Source organism: Clostridium sp. D53t1_180928_C8 (assembly GCF_015667795.1).
Lineage (GTDB): Bacteria > Bacillota > Clostridia > Clostridiales > Clostridiaceae > Clostridium.
The window spans coordinates 1-15533 of record NZ_JADPEL010000063.1; the positions used below are offsets into that span (position 1 = coordinate 1).

Sequence of the window (15533 nt, forward strand, 5' to 3'; positions counted from 1 at the left end):
AATTAAATAATAAGAAAAAGAAAAGTAAGGTAGCGTAAAGGAGAAGAGGAAATGAGTAATTTAGTAATAAATAGAACACCAGAGGTTATTGCAGCAGAGATTAATAGCATAAAAGAGCAAACTAGAAAAGTGCTTCTTTATAACAGTATTGAGATTGGAAGAAAACTAGTAGAAGCTAAGGAGTTAGTACCTCGTGGAGAATGGGGGAAGTGGTTAGAGGAATCAGTAGATTATAAAAAGTCTACTGCTAATAACTTAATGAAGATATTTGAGGAGTATGGATCATCACAAATAACACTATTAGATGATAATTTAAAAAGCCAAGCGTTTGGAAATTTAAATTATAGTCAAGCAATTTTATTACTTGGATTACCTTCAGAAGATAGAGAAAAGTTTGTTGAAGAAAACAAAGTAGATGAAATGTCAACAAGAGAGTTAAAGAAGGCTATAGATGATTTGAAGAAAGTAAACAAAGAAAAGGATGATGCATTAAAAGAAAGAGATGAAGCTATAGAAAAACTTAGTGCATTAGAAGAAAGTAATAGAATTTTAGAAGAAACTTTTAATGAAGGTGCTGAAGAAAGAAAATCATTAGAAGAAAAAGTAAGGGAATTAGAAAGAGAGATAGAAGAGGCTAAGACAAGTAAACCAGTTGAAACTATAAATGTTGATTGGGAAGAAATAACTGCAGAATTTCAAGAAAAGATGGAAAAGCTTATAGAAGAAAAAGAAGAGGCAGAGAGAAAAATAAAAGAGGTAGAAAGTAAACAAAATAATAGTTCTGTAAAGTTCAAGATTTATTTTGAAGAAGCAGGGAGAAGCTATCAAAAACTTTTAGAAGAGTTGGAAAGCGTAAAAGAAATTGATGAAGTTGAATATATAAAGTATAGAAAAGCAACAGAGAAGTTTTTAAATAAAATGTTAGCAAGAATTTCTGAATAGAAAGGAATGAGAATATGGAAATTACATGTGTTTATATGGAGAAGATTGTTTTAGAAGAAGACGAGGAAGGTTGGAAAATAAAAAGAGGTGGGCTTACTACAAAGAAATTTAATAGTTACGATAGTTTTGGTAAGTGGGTAGCTGATAATGCAGCAGAGATTATAGTTTTAGATGTTATTCAAGAAGAGGATTAAGGGAGGATATTATGGCGAAAATAAAATTTAAGATTTATGACAAGAATAAAAAGAGACTTATAAGTGGAACTGGTTATAGTGTAACAGGAGATGGAGAAGTACAATCATTTAATAGTCATGGAGTACCAGAAGGAACAGTTAATAATAGACACTTAAAACCTATCTTATATTCTGGAAAGAAAGATATTACCGGAAGAGATATTTATGAAGGTTTTATAGTAGAGAGAATAGGAGCAGAGTTAGGAGATGAAGAGATAACAGGAGTAGTTATTTTAGATGAGTGCCAATGGTGGATTCAAAATGATAAACAGAAAAGGGCAGTTCCATTATTTTCAGAAACTGCAGTAGATAGAATTATAGGAAATATATATGAAAAAAATTAATAGATATTTATGCTAAGTGCATTTATATAAATAAAAAATATTAAAAGAAAGGAACTTTGGATTAGCTACTAAAATTTTAGCAGGGATTACAAAGAAGCTAGATTTAGTGAGTTTAATCAAAGAGAAGGGGTAAAACCCTTCTCTGTAAAGTAAGTTAAATGATATGAGAAATAGCAAAAGAGATAAGGATAATTTTACTTGTAAAAAAATAAGAGAATTAATTTATAAAAAAGGATTAAAGAATAGTAATGTAGTTGAGATCATAGATAAAAATTCAAGTAAAGATGTTAAGCAAATATGTACTATAACAATAGAGAGAATGAATGAAATTACTGATAATATAGCACCAACAGTTATGGAGTGCATTCTTATAGGACAAGCCTTAGGAAAAGGAATAGGATATTTTTATTATAATGGATATCAAATTTATTAAGTAATAGTTCTAAAATACTATTAGTTAAGTATGAGAGGGTAAATGATACTAAAATAATAAAAAGGGCAATCTATTGTGCCCTAGAATCAATAAAAACCTCGCCGTTTCCGACTATTGAAATTCTATAGGAAGGTTTAAGAGGAATTAAGTCATATCTATTTGAATTAGGTTGTAAGCGGATACTTTGAATTATAAGCTGATTTTCATCATAAAGAGTTAGAAAAATTGGATAATCCGATGAAATATTTTCTACAAAATAAGTTTCATTTTCTGAAAAATTAAAATCGGTTGATTTATAAATCCCTTCTTTAAAAGTATTTTTAGAAAATGCAGGTATTGATATAAATGTAGTAGATATTAATACAGTAAAAATTAAAAATATAGTAATAAATTTTTTCATTACATAATCTCCTTTTAAAATTATTATGTGTAATGAATATGATAATATTCAAGTTTATTTTAGAGTTAACATTAAAAAATAAAATGTAGAAGTTATAAAATAACTTCTACATCAATATAATAAGGAGTTGGATTCTTACCATACCACTAATACCAGATACCTATTATCAGTATATGATAATATTAGTTAAAGGTTAAAATATTATGAAAATATATTAAATAAAACTATAAAAGCAAACTCTTTTTTTATCAATAAATAATATAAAAGATGAAAATAAGTTATATAAAGGTATTAATTTAAAAAAGGTTTAAAAAGAGAAAAAGTAAAAGTGGTGAAAGAAATACTTGAAGAGATATGTATATATCTTAACCATATACACACAGTTACATAATCAATATGGCTAAAGGTGAGAGAAGATTTAGGACGATATATTAAAGAGAGTGATTATATGATAAATGATAAACAAGTATTAACTAAGGTTATTTCAGATGTGCATGATAAATTAGAACATGAAAAATTTAATGTGGTGATTACAATATTTATAGATGAGATAGATATAAAAAGAAAAGCAAAAAGGATATTAGCTTTAATGATATAAAGATGATGTTAGAAGATGCAATAAAAATGGAATGTGTAATTCACAACTAATAGAAGAGGTAAAAGTATGAAGAAAATAGCAGATAGAATAAAAAGATATAAAGAGTTAAAAGCAGATATAGTGGATATAGATTTGAAATTACAAGAATTAGAAGATGATATGTTAGGTATAACAGCTCAACCAATTGGAGAAAAAACTGGGAAAACATATAAAATTACTTCTAATGTAGAACTACAGGCAGAAAATCATTTAGATAAAAAGGAGTTATTGTTAAGGCGACGAGCAACTAAGACAAGAGAGATAGCAAGAATAGATAATGCATTAACAGTTTTGCAAGAAGAGGAAAGAGATATAATAGAAACAGCCTTAATACAACAAAAGAAATATAGTTTATTAGAGATAAAGTATAATAGGACATATTGTAGAATAAAGCAAATAGAGTGCGAAGCTATAAAAAAGATGCATAAATATCTAAAGTAGAAATACTTTAAATAAAGGATATTATAGAAAAATTATAGAAAAACTATAGAATTGTTATATATTTTCTATAATTTTATAGTTTATAATTTAAAATGAACATCTATAAAATATGAAAGGCACTTAATATAAAAAGTTAGGTGCCTTTTTTATAATTAAATGAAAAAGCATTTATGAGGAAAAGTTAAATGTAAATAATTTAGGTAAATTTTAACGCGGTTATTTTAAAGGTTAAATCAAATAATATAAAAGAAAAATATATTATAGGTGGTGATTAAATGAGAGCACTTTCAGATGTAGAAAATCTATCTTTAGCAGCAATTTTAAAAATGGAATCTGATGGATTAGTTATGCAAAAAGCAATAAGTTCTTTAATATCAGATGAAGATTTAAAAAGACAGGCAGAAGCTAGTATATTAGCAACTGAGGGAAGAATTAAGGGAATTCAACAATTTATAGTTGAAAATAAAGTACCAGTTGTTAAGGAAGGATAGATCTTATGAGAAATATGATAGGAAATTTAATAAAAAGTAATACAGATATAGATGATAAAAAAATAGCTTTAAGTATGCTTTCATCTGCAAAAGAAGCTGCAGATTTGTATCTTAACTCTGCATTAACAAGTAGTACACCTGAGTTAAGAGCTCTATATTCAGCATCTTTAACACAAATGGTTGAAGGCCATACTGCACTTACTGAATTAAGTTTAAATAAAGGTTGGATTAGTCCATATGATACTCCTATTAAACAGTTATCATGTTCTTATAATGGTTCAGTAAATGTAATAAATGAAAAATAGTTAAATAATTCGATAAAAGGAGCTCTAATAATAGAGTTCCTTTTGTTTTATTTAAAAAAATAAGTATTAAGAAAGAATAATTTAATTAAATAGAATTACTAGGAGAAGTGATAAATAAATGTCATTAAAGAGTTGTAAGTATTGTGGAAGAATACATAAAAAAGATTTCATATGTCCAATGAAGCCTAAGAGCAACAAGTATAAGACAAGTGAAGCAGATAAGTTTAGATGGACAAAAGCATGGCAAAGGAAACGAGAAGAGGTAAAGAGAAGAGATAAATTTCTATGTCAGATATGTATAAGGAAGTTATACAACACAATAAAGAAGTATAACTATAATGACTTAGAAGTACATCATATAGTGCCAATTAAAGAGGATTATGAATTAAGATTAGAAGATAGCAACTTGATAACTGTGTGTGAATATCATCATGAATTAGCAGAACAAGGAACTATACCAAGAGAAGAGTTATTATATATTGTACAAGCACAAGAAGAGGCTAAAAATAGTTAGATATACCCCCGGGTATTTTGATAATTTCAGAGTGGGGCTTAGGACACCACGTGTCCACCTCGGAACATAAAATATTCCCACATCAGATTTTCAAAAGATAATTTTTAAGAAAGGAGGTTTATTATGCCTACACCACCAAAACCTTTTACAGTTTTAAAAAATGAAAAAAAATCACATAGGACAAAGAAAGAACTTGCATTAAGAGAAAAAGGAGAAGCAGCTTTAGCTACTGGTGTAGCTATAAAAGAACGACCTGAAGTTAAAAATAATCCAGTAGCACATAAGGAATTTTTAAGAATAAACAAGTTGCTTAAAAATATAGAAAAGAACGATTCTATTTATGAAGCAGTTATAAATAGGTATTGTTTATTACAAGCTGAATGTGCTGATTTTGAAAAGAAAAGAGAAGAGATTTATAACCTAATTCAAACATTAAAAGAAACATTTTATTCATTAGTTGATGAATTAGAGGGAAAAGAAAAAGCAATAGAGCTAAGAAGTTTTAGTGAGAATATGGCTTCTTTATCTAGCACCATTATTAGTATAGATAAGCAACTACAAAGTAAGCGTAAAATGTTACTTGACATAGAAAAAGAAAATATAATGACAATAGCTTCGGCCCTTAGAAGTATACCTAAGAAAGTAGATACTGAATCTAATAAGGAAAAATTGTTAAGGGCGATAAATGGAAATTAAAGAAAGTAAAGCTTATAAATATGCAAAGTGGTGTGTGCCAGATGTTAATCAAAAAGTACCTATATATGTTAAGAAACAGGCACAAGATTGGTTAAATAAAGCTAATGGAGTAGACCAAGAAGCTTATGTAGATGAAAAAGAATTAAATAAAATAAATAGAATATTAGGCCTAATGGTTCATCCGGATTTAATGTGTCCTATGAATGAGGGATTAGAGGATTATGCATGGTTCTTAATAGTTGCAACATTATGTACAAAACTAAGAAATAGTGAAAATAAAGATATAAGATATTATATAACAGCTGTACTAGAAATAAGTCGTAAAAACTTTAAGACTTTTAATAGTGCAGTTATTTTTATACTTTTATTAATAACTGATAAACCATTTTCACGTTTCTTTTCAGTTGCACCAGATCTAAAATTATCTTCTGAATTAAAAATAGCAATAAGAAAAATAATAAAAGTTAGTCCTTTGTTAGCAGAAGAGGATGTATTTAAAGTTCTTAGAAGTGAGATAAGATGTTTATTAACTGATAGTGAGTATATTCCATTGGCTTATAGTGAAGATAAAATGGATGGTAAACTTGCAAATGCTTTCTTAGCAGATGAAGCAGGAGCTATGGATAGTTATCCAATAGAAGCTATGAGATCTTCTCAAATAACTTTATTTAATAAGCTTGGAATTATTATTAGTACCCAATATCCAAATGATAATAATGCCATGATAGATGAAATTGATATATCTAAAAAGGTGTTAGATGGATTAATAGATAATAAAAGAAGATTTTCTTTATTATATGAACCGGATAGCAAGTTTTTAATTGAGGATTTATGGCAAACAGAAGATTTAGTTATATATCAAAGCAATCCAGTAGCAGTAAATAATAATTATATATTTGAAGCTATAAAAGAAATGAGAGAGATGGCTATATTATATGAAAATAAAAGGGAAAACTATCTTTGTAAACATAACAATATAAAGTATAAGGGCCTAGGAGTAGAAGGATATATAGAAGTTACTAAAGTTAGGGAGTGCAAAACAATAGAAAATATTAAGTTTTGGAGAGGAAAAAAAGTATATCTAGGTGTAGATTTATCACAATCAGATGATAATACTGCGGTTGCAATGGTAACCCAATATGAAAATAAACTTTATGCTAAGATATGGGGATTCCTGCCTAATGATAAAATAAAAATTAAGAGTAAAAAAGAAAATGTAGATTATAAAAGGCTAATTAAGGATGGCGTATGTTTTAGTTGTGGTGATGAAGTAATAGATTATAGTTTTATTGAAAAGAAAATACTTGAGTTAGAATCAGTTTATGGAGTAGAAATAGTACAGATAGGATATGACAGATATAATGCGTTAAGTACAGTTCAAAAGTTAGAAAATGAAGGTTATGAGTGCGTTGAGATTAAACAACATAGTTCAGTATTACATATGCCAACTAAGTTATTAAAAGAATGTATATTAAGTAAAAACTTTAGCTATGATGAAAATTTAATGTTAGAGATTAATTTTCAAAATGCTAGATGTACGGAAGATACAAATTTAAATAAATATGTGAATAAGAAAAAATCAACTGGAAAGGTTGATATGGTTGTAGCTTTAATAAATGCTATTTATCTATTACAACAAGAACAGTTAAGTGGAAGTGATTTTACTATCCAGGTTATATAGAAAAATGAGAGGGTGTAAATATGAAATTAGTTTTAAAAAATGATGATAATACTGAAGTAGAAGTTAAAGAAATACAAGTTATAAATAAAGATTGTAAAGCGGTTATATTATTTGCTAACGCAAAATTAAGAGAAGAAACTATGAGATTAGTGCAAGAACGTTTAAGTGAGGTATTAGGTAAAAAAGTATTAATTCTCGATAGCTATTTTGAGTCTAAAATATATTCTGTAATGTAACTATTTGCTTCAAGAAAGGTGGTGTAATATGAATTTAAAGTTTTGGAAAAGAAAAAAAGAAGAACGGTCAATCTTGGAGCAAGATGAAACTGGATTAAAGGATTTATTGTTAGCTGCAGGATTGATTGAAGATAGTATAACGAGAATAGAAGCTTTGAATATTCCTACTTTAGCAGGCTGTGTTGAGTTAATATCATCATTAGTTGCAAGTATTCCTATTAAACTTTATAAGGAAGAAAATGAAGAGGTAACAGAAATAAAAGATGATATAAGGCTTAAACTTTTGAATGAAGAAACCGGAGATACACTTACTTCATTTGAAATGAAAAAGGCTCTAGTTATAGATTATTTGCTAATGGGAAATGGATATATCTATATAAATAAAGAAAGGGGAAAGATTGAAAGTTTACATTATGTTAAAGAAAGTGATGTAAGCATAAATAAAAATGTAGATCCAATATTTAAAAATTATGATGTATTAGTAAATGGACATATATATAAGCCTTATAATTTTGTTAAATTATTAAGGCATACAGATAATGGTTCTGATGGATATGGAATAATAGAAGAGAATATTATATTGCTTTCTGTTATATATAATTCTCTTAAGTATGAGAATATATTAAGCAAAACTGGAGGAAATAAAAAAGGATTTATTGAATCCGAGGGCAAACTAGGGATTGAAGCTATGCTTAATTTAAAAGAGCAATGGAGAAATATGTATTCAAATAATACTGAAAACTGTATTGTACTTAATAAAGGATTAAACTTTAAAGAAAGCCAAGCTACTCCAACAGAGCTACAACTTAATGAAAATAAAATTACTAATGGTTCAGAGATTTGTAAAATATTCAATATTCCACCTAGTATAATAAGTGGTGATGGTAAAGCAAATGAAGGCGATTTTGATAAAATGTTCAAAATGGCAATATTACCTATACTTAATAGTTTAATATCAAGTATTAATAGAGACTTACTTCTAGAAAAAGAGAAGAAGTCTTTTTATTTTGGATATGATGCAAATGAATTGTTAAAAGGTGATATAGAGAAGAGATTCAAGGCTTATGAAATAGGAATTAAAAATAAGGTTATGGGAGTAAATGAAGCAAGATACAAGGAAGATTTACCACCACTTGAATTATTTGAAGATACTATTTTATTAAGTTTGAGTGATGTTCTTTATAATACTAAAACAGGAAAAGTGTATACACCAAATACTGATAAAACATCAGATATGAAGGGGGGTGATAATAATGAGAATAGAGATTCGTAATGACAGCGTAATCCTTGATGGTTACGTAAATGCTGTTGATAGAGAAAGTAAGCCTATTCCTTCAGTGAAAGGTAGGTTTGTAGAAAAAATTAAGCCTGGAGCATTCCAAAGGAGCTTAGAAAGAAGAGCTAATGTTGATTTATTATTAAATCATGATAAAAACAGAAAGCTTGGTTCTACTTCTGAGGGAAATCTTGAATTATTTGAAGATAATATAGGCTTAAGGGCGATATGTACTGTAACTGATACAGATGTAATTGAAAAAGCTAAAAACAAACAATTAAGAGGATGGAGCTTTGGGTTCTATGCAGAAAAAGATAGCTGGGAACCATTAGAAAATGGTTATGAGAAAAGAACTGTAGAGGAATTAGATTTATTTGAAGTAACTATAGTTGATGATACAAGAAATCCAGCATATTCAGCTACATCTATTGAAATGAGAGATGATAAAGAAGTCTTAACGGAAAATAGAGTAACTGATTTTAAAGCTATAACAATAGATGAATCTAAAAGCAAAGAGAAAAGAACAAATATTGATTATAGTAAATACGACAATGAAATAGAAAGTTTTAAAAAGTCTTTTAAATAAGGCTTTTTTATTTTGATTAAAAAAGGAGAAATAATTATGATAAAAAGAAAAATTGCAGAATATAGAACATTACCAACTAATGAAAAGGCATTAGAAGAAAAGAGAACAGAGCTAGTGCTTGAAATGACAAATATAGTGGAAGCTGCAAAAGCTGAAACAAGAACATTAACGGATGAAGAAGAAACTAGATATGATGAAATTAAAAAGGAAATATCAAAAATAGATAAAACACTTGAAGTTATAGAAGAACAAAGAGCTTTTAATAATATTCCAGCTAAGAAGAGTGCTTCAGAAGAGGGGTTAGAATTAGAGGAAAGAGCATTTGCAAATTACATAAGAGGAGTTGTTGAAACAAGAACTACTAATTTAGCTGCAGGTGATAATGGGGCAGTTATTCCAAAAACAATAGCTAATAAAATTATAAAGAAGGTTTATGATATATCTCCAATATATCAATTAGCTACTAGATACAATGTAAAAGGAGACTTAACTATTCCATACTATGATGAATCTTCATCAGCAATTACAACAGCATATGCAACAGAATTTACAGATTTAGAATCAAGTTCTGGTAAGTTTAAAAATATAGAGTTAAAAGGGTACTTAGCAGGAGCATTAACAAAGGTATCTAAATCATTATTAAATAATTCTAATTTTGACTTAGTATCTTTTGTTATTATAGCTATGGCTGAAAGTATTGCTAGATTTATTGAGAAAGAGTTATTAAAAGGGACATCAAGTAAGATAACTGGTTTAAGTACAGTTAAGCAAAAGATAACTGCAGCAAGTGCTACAGCCTTAACATCTGATGAGTTAATAGATGTACAAGAAATGGTTCCAGATGCTTATCAAGCAGGAGCAATATGGATAATGAACAAAACTACTAGATCTGCTATAAGAAAATTAAAAGATAATGATGGAAATTATTTATTAAATAAAGATGTATCTGCGAAGTGGGGGTACACTTTATTAGGAAAAGATGTTTATACATCAGAAAATATGGATGCCATTTCTTCTGAAAAAACGTCTATTTATTATGGTGATATGTCTGGACTAGCTGTTAAGTTAAGTGAAGATATAAACGTTGAAGTTTTAAGAGAAAAATATGCAACTCAACATGCTATTGGAGTAGTTGGATGGGTTGAATTAGACTCTAAGATAGAAAATGAGCAAAAAATATCTGCTTTAGTAATGGGATCTTAATTGAGGTGATTATATGAAGATAAAAGCATTAGTAAGTTTTGCTGGTGCTTTTTCTATGTACAAAGGGGAGGAAAAGGAGTGTAATGATAAAGTTATACTAAAAGATCTTCTTAAAGTAGGATATGTAGAAGAGGTAAAGGCAACTAAGAAGAAGGTGAAAGCTAATGAAGATTAGTGAAGTAACTATTACTGATTTAAAAGAGTATGCAAATGTTGAGCATGATTATGACGATAATATATTTAGCAATATATTATTAGCTGCAAAGAGTTATATAAAAAATTATACAGGATTAAATGAGGAGCAAATTGATAATAAGGAAGATTTAACAATAGCTTTAATGGTCCTTTGTAATGAAATGTATGACAATAGAGTATTTTCGGTTCAAGATAATAAAGCTAATACTGTAATTACAAATATATTAGATATGTATTCAGTTAATTTATTGTAGGTGATTTTATGAGTAGATATAGAATTAATCCAGGAGAATTAAGGCATAGAATAACAATTCAAAAACTTAATAATTCTCAAAATGAATATGGGGAAATTTCTGAATTATGGGAGGATATATTAAATGTTAGAGCTGGAATATATCCCATTAGTGGGAAAGAGTTTTTTGCAGCAGAAACAGTAAATAGTGAGATAACTCATAAGGTTAAAATAAGGTACATTGAAGGAATAATGCCTAATATGAGAATAAAGTTTAATAATAGGATATTCTCTATTGAATCTGTAATTAACTTTCAAGAAAGAAATATAGAACTACAACTTTTATGTAAGGAGTTGATATAATGGCTAATTTCAAGATAGAAGGCATGAAGGAACTGCAAAAGTCCATTAAGAAATTAGGACAAGTTCCTCAAAAATGTGTAACTCCAGCAGCTAAAAAAGGTATGAATATAGCTCTTAAAAGTGCTAAGAAAAATGCCCCAGAAGATACTGGAGAATTAAAAGGTGGAATGAAATTAATAGGTGAAAAATCTAGGACTAAAGGCAAAAAAGTTTACCAGGTAGTTTTTGATAGAAGTAAAAATGATATATTTCAAAAGAAAAATAAAGAGGGGAAAGTTACAGGCTATTATCCAGCTTCGCAAGAGTATGGGTTCTTTGCAAGGAATGGAAGATATATACCAGGATTTCATTTTATGAAAAGAGCTATGGAAGATAACAGCGGAGCTATAACAAAGAAAATAGTAAATGAAATGAGTAAAAATATAGATAAGGCATTAGGTGGAAAATGATAGAGAAAGCTTTAAGAGATGAATTAAATAAAGTTAGTGAGATAGAAAATAAAATATTTCCTATGAATGCTCCAGAAGGTCAAAAAGCACCTTATTTGGTCTACATAACAAGAAAGAAACATTTAAAAAATTTGGATGGAGTAACAGAAAATAAGGAGTGCTACTTAATATTAAATGTTTTATGTAGTTCTTACTCACAAATGAAAGATATATCTAAAAAGATTGAAGTTATAATTACTAAGTTTCCGTTGAGAACTATAGGAGAAGAAAATTTATATATTCAAGATATAGATCTTTCAGATATAACAGAAGATTATGAGGAACAATTAAAGTTACACAGGGGTATAATACCTTTTACAGTTTATTATGAGGAGGAGTAAAGATGGCAACAAGAAGTTTAGGAACAGTTTTAAAAATAGGAGAAACATCATCAGCTGTAAAGGTTGGTGGATTAACAGAAATAGGCGGTATTGAGTTAAGCGCAGATACCTTAGATACTACTACACTAGATAGTGATGGAGGATATAGACAATTTATAGGTGGATTTAAAGATGCAGGAGAAGTTAGTTTAAGTGGATATTTAGAAATAACTTCAACAGATGGACAAAAAAAGATGTATGATGCATTCGAGTCTGGAGCAGAACAAAACTTTGCTATAGAATTTCCAGAGAGTATAGGTGCTAAATGGACATTTAAAGGAATTGTTACTGGATTTTCTACGGGAGCAAGTTTAGATGATTTAATTAGCTTTGGGTCAACAATTAAAGTATCGGGAAAACCAACTCTAACAGTGAAAGGAGAATAGATATTATAGAGATTATTAGAGAAAAGGGAATAGCTAAGAAAATCTTAATTGATGGAATAGAGCAAAAAATGTTACTGGATATGTTCTTGAAGAAAAAGCTGGTGAAATAAATACTATAGAAATAACTTATCTAGATCAGGTGAAGTTTAAGGAGGAATAAATATGTATGTACCAATAGAATTAGACAAAACAAGGAATTTTAGATATGGAATGAAAGCTATATCATATATAGAAAAGAAGTTTAAGAAGCCTATAGCTAAGGTTGATTTGGACGGATTAACTATGGAAGAAACAGCAACAGTTATATGTGCAGGGTTAACTCATGAAGATAAAAAGTTAACACCAGATAAAGTTATGGATTTAATAGATGAAAAAGGTAATTTCAACGAGGTATTAGAAGCTATGGGAGAAGCCTTTAATATAGCTTTTGGTGGTAATGAAGTAAATGAAGAAAAAAACGAGTAGAGGGTAACGATGAAGAATTTTCTATAAAGGAAAGTTTGAAAATCGCTACCCTTTGTTGTTTGTCTCCTTTAGAGTTTTGGGAGCTAACACCATATGAATTTAGCTTAGTGGTTAATGCGTATGTAAAGAAAAGAGAAGAGGAAGCCGAAGAAAAGTTAACTCTAGCTTATATTAATGCTGCATGGACTATTCAATTCTTGGGTAAGAATAAGCCTAAGCTTGATGATGTTTTAAAGAAAAATAAGAAAAAAGAAATGACAGATGAAGAAATGTTAAATCAAATAAAACTCTTAAATAATATTTTAGGAGGTGAGATAACTGGCAGTTAAGAATTTGCTTATTAGAGGTGGAGCAGACTTTAGCAATATGCAGAGTGGACTTAATAAAGCTCAAAGGAGTCTATCAAACTTTCAGAGAAATGTAAGTAGCATAATGGGGAAAGTTGCGACTGTTTTAGCAGCTGTAAAGATAGGCGAAGTTATTAAAGATAGTGTTAAAGATGCTATGAGTGTTGAAACCTCAATAGAAAACATAAATCGAACTATGCAAGGTAGTGCAAAAGTTTTTGGGGATTGGGTAAAAAGTCAATCACAAGCATATGGAATGAGTATCAAAGAGGGATATAAGTATGGTTCAACTTATAGTAACTTAATATCAAGCTTTGAAAATAACACTAAAAAGATATCTGATAGTACACAGGAATTAATGAAAGCTACATCTATAATAGCTAGTAAAACAGGTAGAACATTTGAAGATACAGCAGAAAGAATTAGATCTGGTATGCTTGGTTCTACTGAAGCTATTGAAGATTTAGGAGTTTATACACAAGTTTCTATGTTAGAGAGCACAGAAGCATTTAAAGAGTTAGCCAACGGAAAGACGTGGCAACAATTGAATTTCCAAACACAACAACAAATAAGACTTGCAGCTATATTAGAACAAACATATGCAAGATATGGAACTACATTAGCTGATACGACTCAAACAAGGCATAATCAATTTATTGCAAGTTTAAAAAATGTTCAACTTACATTAGGACAAGCGTTTTTACCAATATATAATGCTATATTACCACCATTAACTACTTTTATTAATGCATTAAGTAAAGCTATATCAATAATTGCTCAATTCACAACTGCTCTATTTGGAAAGCCTAAAGTAGCACAACAGCAAACAAAATCTATAGCTAGTCAAACAAACGCTGTTAGTGGATTAGGGGCTAGTTTAGATGATACTGCAGATAGTGCAAATAGTGCAAAAAAAGCTATTAAATCATTAGCTGGATTTGATGAAATAAACACATTAAATCAACCTGGTTCTTCTGGTGGCTCTGGAGGAGGAGCTGGGGGTGGTATGGATACAGCGGGATTAGATTTAGGAGAAGAAGGTTTTTTATCTTCAGTAACAGAAGTTAGTGAAAAGATACAAGCTTTTGCAGATAAAATAAAAAAGTGCTTTGGAACTTTGAAAGATTTTATTATAAAAAATAAAGATATAATAATATCAGCACTATCAGGAATAGCAGCTGCTTTTACTACTTATTTTGTAATTTCAAACTGGTCATCAATATTAGCTGGTATTCAAGGAGCTTTTTCAGCTTTAGGTGCTGCAATAGGTGGCATAAGTTGGCCAATAGTAGCAATTTCAGCAGTGATAGGGTTATTAGTGGGTAATATAGTTTATTTATGGAGAACTAATGAGCAGTTTAGGGATTCTGTAATAGAAGTGTGGAATAACATAAAGGAATTTATAAGCACTGTTACAACAGACATAGGAACAATATTAACTAATCTTTGGGATAAGTACGGGAAAACATTAATAAAAAATATAAAAGATTTCTTTGGAACTATACAAAGTTTTATATTAAATGCCTGGGAAAATGTAATCAAGCCTATAATAGAAAATGCATTAAAAATGCTTACCTGGTTATGGAATAATCATCTTAAGGGATTAGTAGAAGAACTTGGAGAATTTATTATGAAATTAACAAATGGAGTTCTTGAAATATGGAACAAATTTATATCTCCTATTGTTGATTTTTTAGTAAAGACATTAGGTCCAATTTTTGTTACTGTATTTAACTATATAGTTGATAGTGTAGGAACTGCTATTGCTTTTATTTCAGATTTAATAAAATCGCTATTACAAGTATTTAATGGATTAATAGATTTTATTCTTGGAGTATTTACTGGAAATTGGAGTAGAGCTTGGCAAGGGGTAGTAAATATATTTTCCGGAATATTCAATGGAATAGTAGGAGTTGTTAAATGGCCTTTAAATCTAATAATAGACATGGTTAATACAGCTATTTCCGGAATAAATACTATGATAAAAACAATAAATAAAGTTCCTGGGGTTAGCATGCCAACAATAGGTAAAATTCCTAAGTTGGCCAAAGGGGGAATTATAGATAGTCCAACAATAGCAATGGTAGGAGAAGCAGGAAAAGAAGCTGTAATGCCTTTAGAGAACAATACAGGTTGGATAAGCGACTTAGCTTCAAAATTGGCAGATAGAATGCCAAGAAGTGCAGGAAGTAGTAACGATAATTCAATTAGTGGAGATTTAATATTACAAATTGATGGTTCTATTATAGGTAAAGTTGC

24 protein-coding genes and 1 pseudogene are annotated in these 15533 nt (G+C 29.0%); 24 read left to right on the forward strand and 1 reads right to left on the reverse strand.

All coding sequences use genetic code 11. The features are described from left to right. The first annotated feature begins 51 nt into the window (after positions 1-51). From I4V51_RS18890 to I4V51_RS18905, 4 genes are all read left to right on the forward strand, one after another. Complete coding sequence (locus I4V51_RS18890) at positions 52-942, forward strand: DUF3102 domain-containing protein (protein WP_195989987.1); 891 nt, start codon at positions 52-54, stop codon at positions 940-942. Between the two features lie 14 nt (positions 943-956). Then, positions 957-1136: a hypothetical protein gene (locus tag I4V51_RS18895; RefSeq protein WP_195989988.1), complete on the forward strand. Its 180-nt coding sequence runs from the start codon at positions 957-959 to the stop codon at positions 1134-1136. A gap of 11 nt (positions 1137-1147) precedes the next feature. Next, positions 1148-1519 (forward strand): YopX family protein, encoded by a 372-nt coding sequence (locus I4V51_RS18900; protein ID WP_195989989.1) that lies wholly within the window; start codon positions 1148-1150, stop codon positions 1517-1519. Positions 1520-1682: 163 nt separating this feature from the next. Then, on the forward strand, positions 1683-1952 hold the full coding sequence (locus I4V51_RS18905) for a hypothetical protein (RefSeq protein ID WP_195989990.1): 270 nt from the start codon (positions 1683-1685) through the stop codon (positions 1950-1952). A gap of 70 nt (positions 1953-2022) precedes the next feature. Here I4V51_RS18905 and I4V51_RS18910 read toward each other — a convergent pair whose 3' ends face one another. Beyond that, positions 2023-2352 carry a hypothetical protein gene (locus I4V51_RS18910; RefSeq protein ID WP_195989991.1) on the reverse strand — a complete coding sequence of 110 codons (330 nt, stop codon included), beginning with the start codon at positions 2350-2352 and terminating at the stop codon, positions 2023-2025. Between the two features lie 448 nt (positions 2353-2800). On the opposite strand from I4V51_RS18910, the gene I4V51_RS18915 reads away from it, so the two are divergent. The 20 genes and pseudogenes from I4V51_RS18915 to I4V51_RS19010 all read left to right on the forward strand — a co-directional run. Beyond that, entirely contained in the window at positions 2801-2950 is a 150-nt protein-coding gene (locus tag I4V51_RS18915; RefSeq protein WP_195989992.1) for a hypothetical protein, read from the forward strand. A gap of 66 nt (positions 2951-3016) precedes the next feature. After that, on the forward strand, positions 3017-3430 hold the full coding sequence (locus I4V51_RS18920) for a hypothetical protein (protein WP_195989993.1): 414 nt from the start codon (positions 3017-3019) through the stop codon (positions 3428-3430). A 275-nt stretch (positions 3431-3705) separates the two neighbouring features. Beyond that, complete coding sequence (locus tag I4V51_RS18925) at positions 3706-3921, forward strand: hypothetical protein (protein WP_195989994.1); 216 nt, start codon at positions 3706-3708, stop codon at positions 3919-3921. A gap of 5 nt (positions 3922-3926) precedes the next feature. Next, on the forward strand, positions 3927-4226 hold the full coding sequence (locus tag I4V51_RS18930; RefSeq protein ID WP_195989995.1) for a spore coat protein: 300 nt from the start codon (positions 3927-3929) through the stop codon (positions 4224-4226). A 118-nt stretch (positions 4227-4344) separates the two neighbouring features. Further along, positions 4345-4740 carry an HNH endonuclease gene (locus I4V51_RS18935; protein ID WP_195989996.1) on the forward strand — a complete coding sequence of 132 codons (396 nt, stop codon included), beginning with the start codon at positions 4345-4347 and terminating at the stop codon, positions 4738-4740. Positions 4741-4863: 123 nt separating this feature from the next. Then, positions 4864-5436, forward strand: coding sequence for a hypothetical protein (locus tag I4V51_RS18940; protein ID WP_195989997.1), 573 nt, complete (start codon positions 4864-4866; stop codon positions 5434-5436). Further along, positions 5426-7117 carry a terminase TerL endonuclease subunit gene (locus I4V51_RS18945; protein WP_195989998.1) on the forward strand — a complete coding sequence of 564 codons (1692 nt, stop codon included), beginning with the start codon at positions 5426-5428 and terminating at the stop codon, positions 7115-7117. Before I4V51_RS18940 ends, I4V51_RS18945 begins: the two co-directional genes overlap by 11 nt. 20 nt (positions 7118-7137) lie before the next feature. Beyond that, positions 7138-7353, forward strand: a complete 216-nt coding sequence (locus I4V51_RS18950; RefSeq protein WP_195989999.1) for a hypothetical protein — start codon at positions 7138-7140, stop codon at positions 7351-7353. 28 nt (positions 7354-7381) lie between these two features. Beyond that, on the forward strand, positions 7382-8626 hold the full coding sequence (locus tag I4V51_RS18955) for a phage portal protein (RefSeq protein ID WP_195990000.1): 1245 nt from the start codon (positions 7382-7384) through the stop codon (positions 8624-8626). Continuing rightward, positions 8607-9215, forward strand: a complete 609-nt coding sequence (locus I4V51_RS18960) for an HK97 family phage prohead protease (RefSeq protein ID WP_195990001.1) — start codon at positions 8607-8609, stop codon at positions 9213-9215. Before I4V51_RS18955 ends, I4V51_RS18960 begins: the two co-directional genes overlap by 20 nt. 36 nt (positions 9216-9251) lie before the next feature. Then, positions 9252-10418, forward strand: a complete 1167-nt coding sequence (locus I4V51_RS18965) for a phage major capsid protein (RefSeq protein ID WP_195990002.1) — start codon at positions 9252-9254, stop codon at positions 10416-10418. Positions 10419-10431: 13 nt separating this feature from the next. After that, positions 10432-10593, forward strand: a complete 162-nt coding sequence (locus I4V51_RS18970) for a hypothetical protein (RefSeq protein WP_195990003.1) — start codon at positions 10432-10434, stop codon at positions 10591-10593. Continuing rightward, positions 10583-10867: a head-tail connector protein gene (locus I4V51_RS18975; protein WP_195990004.1), complete on the forward strand. Its 285-nt coding sequence runs from the start codon at positions 10583-10585 to the stop codon at positions 10865-10867. The genes I4V51_RS18970 and I4V51_RS18975 overlap by 11 nt, the downstream gene beginning before the upstream one ends. A gap of 8 nt (positions 10868-10875) precedes the next feature. Further along, entirely contained in the window at positions 10876-11208 is a 333-nt protein-coding gene (locus I4V51_RS18980; RefSeq protein WP_207746021.1) for a phage head closure protein, read from the forward strand. Then, positions 11208-11657, forward strand: coding sequence for an HK97-gp10 family putative phage morphogenesis protein (locus I4V51_RS18985; RefSeq protein ID WP_195990005.1), 450 nt, complete (start codon positions 11208-11210; stop codon positions 11655-11657). The genes I4V51_RS18980 and I4V51_RS18985 overlap by 1 nt, the downstream gene beginning before the upstream one ends. Continuing rightward, positions 11654-12037 (forward strand): hypothetical protein, encoded by a 384-nt coding sequence (locus I4V51_RS18990; protein ID WP_195990006.1) that lies wholly within the window; start codon positions 11654-11656, stop codon positions 12035-12037. Before I4V51_RS18985 ends, I4V51_RS18990 begins: the two co-directional genes overlap by 4 nt. A 2-nt stretch (positions 12038-12039) precedes the next feature. After that, complete coding sequence (locus I4V51_RS18995; protein WP_195990007.1) at positions 12040-12462, forward strand: phage tail tube protein; 423 nt, start codon at positions 12040-12042, stop codon at positions 12460-12462. A gap of 162 nt (positions 12463-12624) precedes the next feature. Next, entirely contained in the window at positions 12625-12927 is a 303-nt protein-coding gene (locus tag I4V51_RS19000; RefSeq protein WP_195990008.1) for a hypothetical protein, read from the forward strand. 35 nt (positions 12928-12962) lie between these two features. Then, on the forward strand, positions 12963-13256 hold the full coding sequence (locus I4V51_RS19005; RefSeq protein ID WP_195990009.1) for a hypothetical protein: 294 nt from the start codon (positions 12963-12965) through the stop codon (positions 13254-13256). A gap of 37 nt (positions 13257-13293) precedes the next feature. Further along, positions 13294-15533 (forward strand): annotated as a pseudogene (locus I4V51_RS19010) (hypothetical protein); the annotation flags it as partial.

What these genes read in the sequence shown, in the direction of transcription:
- I4V51_RS18970 (WP_195990003.1), top strand. Translation starts at nt 10,432, where the DNA reads ATGAAGATAAAAGCATTAGTAAGTTTTGCTGGTGCTTTTTCTATGTAC.
- I4V51_RS18890 (WP_195989987.1), top strand. Translation starts at nt 52, where the DNA reads ATGAGTAATTTAGTAATAAATAGAACACCAGAGGTTATTGCAGCAGAG.
- I4V51_RS18995 (WP_195990007.1), top strand. Translation starts at nt 12,040, where the DNA reads ATGGCAACAAGAAGTTTAGGAACAGTTTTAAAAATAGGAGAAACATCA.
- I4V51_RS18915 (WP_195989992.1), top strand. Translation starts at nt 2,801, where the DNA reads ATGATAAATGATAAACAAGTATTAACTAAGGTTATTTCAGATGTGCAT.
- I4V51_RS18990 (WP_195990006.1), top strand. Translation starts at nt 11,654, where the DNA reads ATGATAGAGAAAGCTTTAAGAGATGAATTAAATAAAGTTAGTGAGATA.
- I4V51_RS18900 (WP_195989989.1), top strand. Translation starts at nt 1,148, where the DNA reads ATGGCGAAAATAAAATTTAAGATTTATGACAAGAATAAAAAGAGACTT.
- I4V51_RS18895 (WP_195989988.1), top strand. Translation starts at nt 957, where the DNA reads ATGGAAATTACATGTGTTTATATGGAGAAGATTGTTTTAGAAGAAGAC.
- I4V51_RS18920 (WP_195989993.1), top strand. Translation starts at nt 3,017, where the DNA reads ATGAAGAAAATAGCAGATAGAATAAAAAGATATAAAGAGTTAAAAGCA.
- I4V51_RS18985 (WP_195990005.1), top strand. Translation starts at nt 11,208, where the DNA reads ATGGCTAATTTCAAGATAGAAGGCATGAAGGAACTGCAAAAGTCCATT.
- I4V51_RS18960 (WP_195990001.1), top strand. Translation starts at nt 8,607, where the DNA reads ATGAGAATAGAGATTCGTAATGACAGCGTAATCCTTGATGGTTACGTA.
- I4V51_RS18955 (WP_195990000.1), top strand. Translation starts at nt 7,382, where the DNA reads ATGAATTTAAAGTTTTGGAAAAGAAAAAAAGAAGAACGGTCAATCTTG.
- I4V51_RS18910 (WP_195989991.1), bottom strand. Translation starts at nt 2,352, where the DNA reads ATGAAAAAATTTATTACTATATTTTTAATTTTTACTGTATTAATATCT.
- I4V51_RS18925 (WP_195989994.1), top strand. Translation starts at nt 3,706, where the DNA reads ATGAGAGCACTTTCAGATGTAGAAAATCTATCTTTAGCAGCAATTTTA.
- I4V51_RS18930 (WP_195989995.1), top strand. Translation starts at nt 3,927, where the DNA reads ATGAGAAATATGATAGGAAATTTAATAAAAAGTAATACAGATATAGAT.
- I4V51_RS19000 (WP_195990008.1), top strand. Translation starts at nt 12,625, where the DNA reads ATGTATGTACCAATAGAATTAGACAAAACAAGGAATTTTAGATATGGA.
- I4V51_RS18980 (WP_207746021.1), top strand. Translation starts at nt 10,876, where the DNA reads ATGAGTAGATATAGAATTAATCCAGGAGAATTAAGGCATAGAATAACA.
- I4V51_RS18950 (WP_195989999.1), top strand. Translation starts at nt 7,138, where the DNA reads ATGAAATTAGTTTTAAAAAATGATGATAATACTGAAGTAGAAGTTAAA.
- I4V51_RS18965 (WP_195990002.1), top strand. Translation starts at nt 9,252, where the DNA reads ATGATAAAAAGAAAAATTGCAGAATATAGAACATTACCAACTAATGAA.
- I4V51_RS18935 (WP_195989996.1), top strand. Translation starts at nt 4,345, where the DNA reads ATGTCATTAAAGAGTTGTAAGTATTGTGGAAGAATACATAAAAAAGAT.
- I4V51_RS18975 (WP_195990004.1), top strand. Translation starts at nt 10,583, where the DNA reads ATGAAGATTAGTGAAGTAACTATTACTGATTTAAAAGAGTATGCAAAT.
- I4V51_RS18940 (WP_195989997.1), top strand. Translation starts at nt 4,864, where the DNA reads ATGCCTACACCACCAAAACCTTTTACAGTTTTAAAAAATGAAAAAAAA.
- I4V51_RS18945 (WP_195989998.1), top strand. Translation starts at nt 5,426, where the DNA reads ATGGAAATTAAAGAAAGTAAAGCTTATAAATATGCAAAGTGGTGTGTG.
- I4V51_RS18905 (WP_195989990.1), top strand. Translation starts at nt 1,683, where the DNA reads ATGAGAAATAGCAAAAGAGATAAGGATAATTTTACTTGTAAAAAAATA.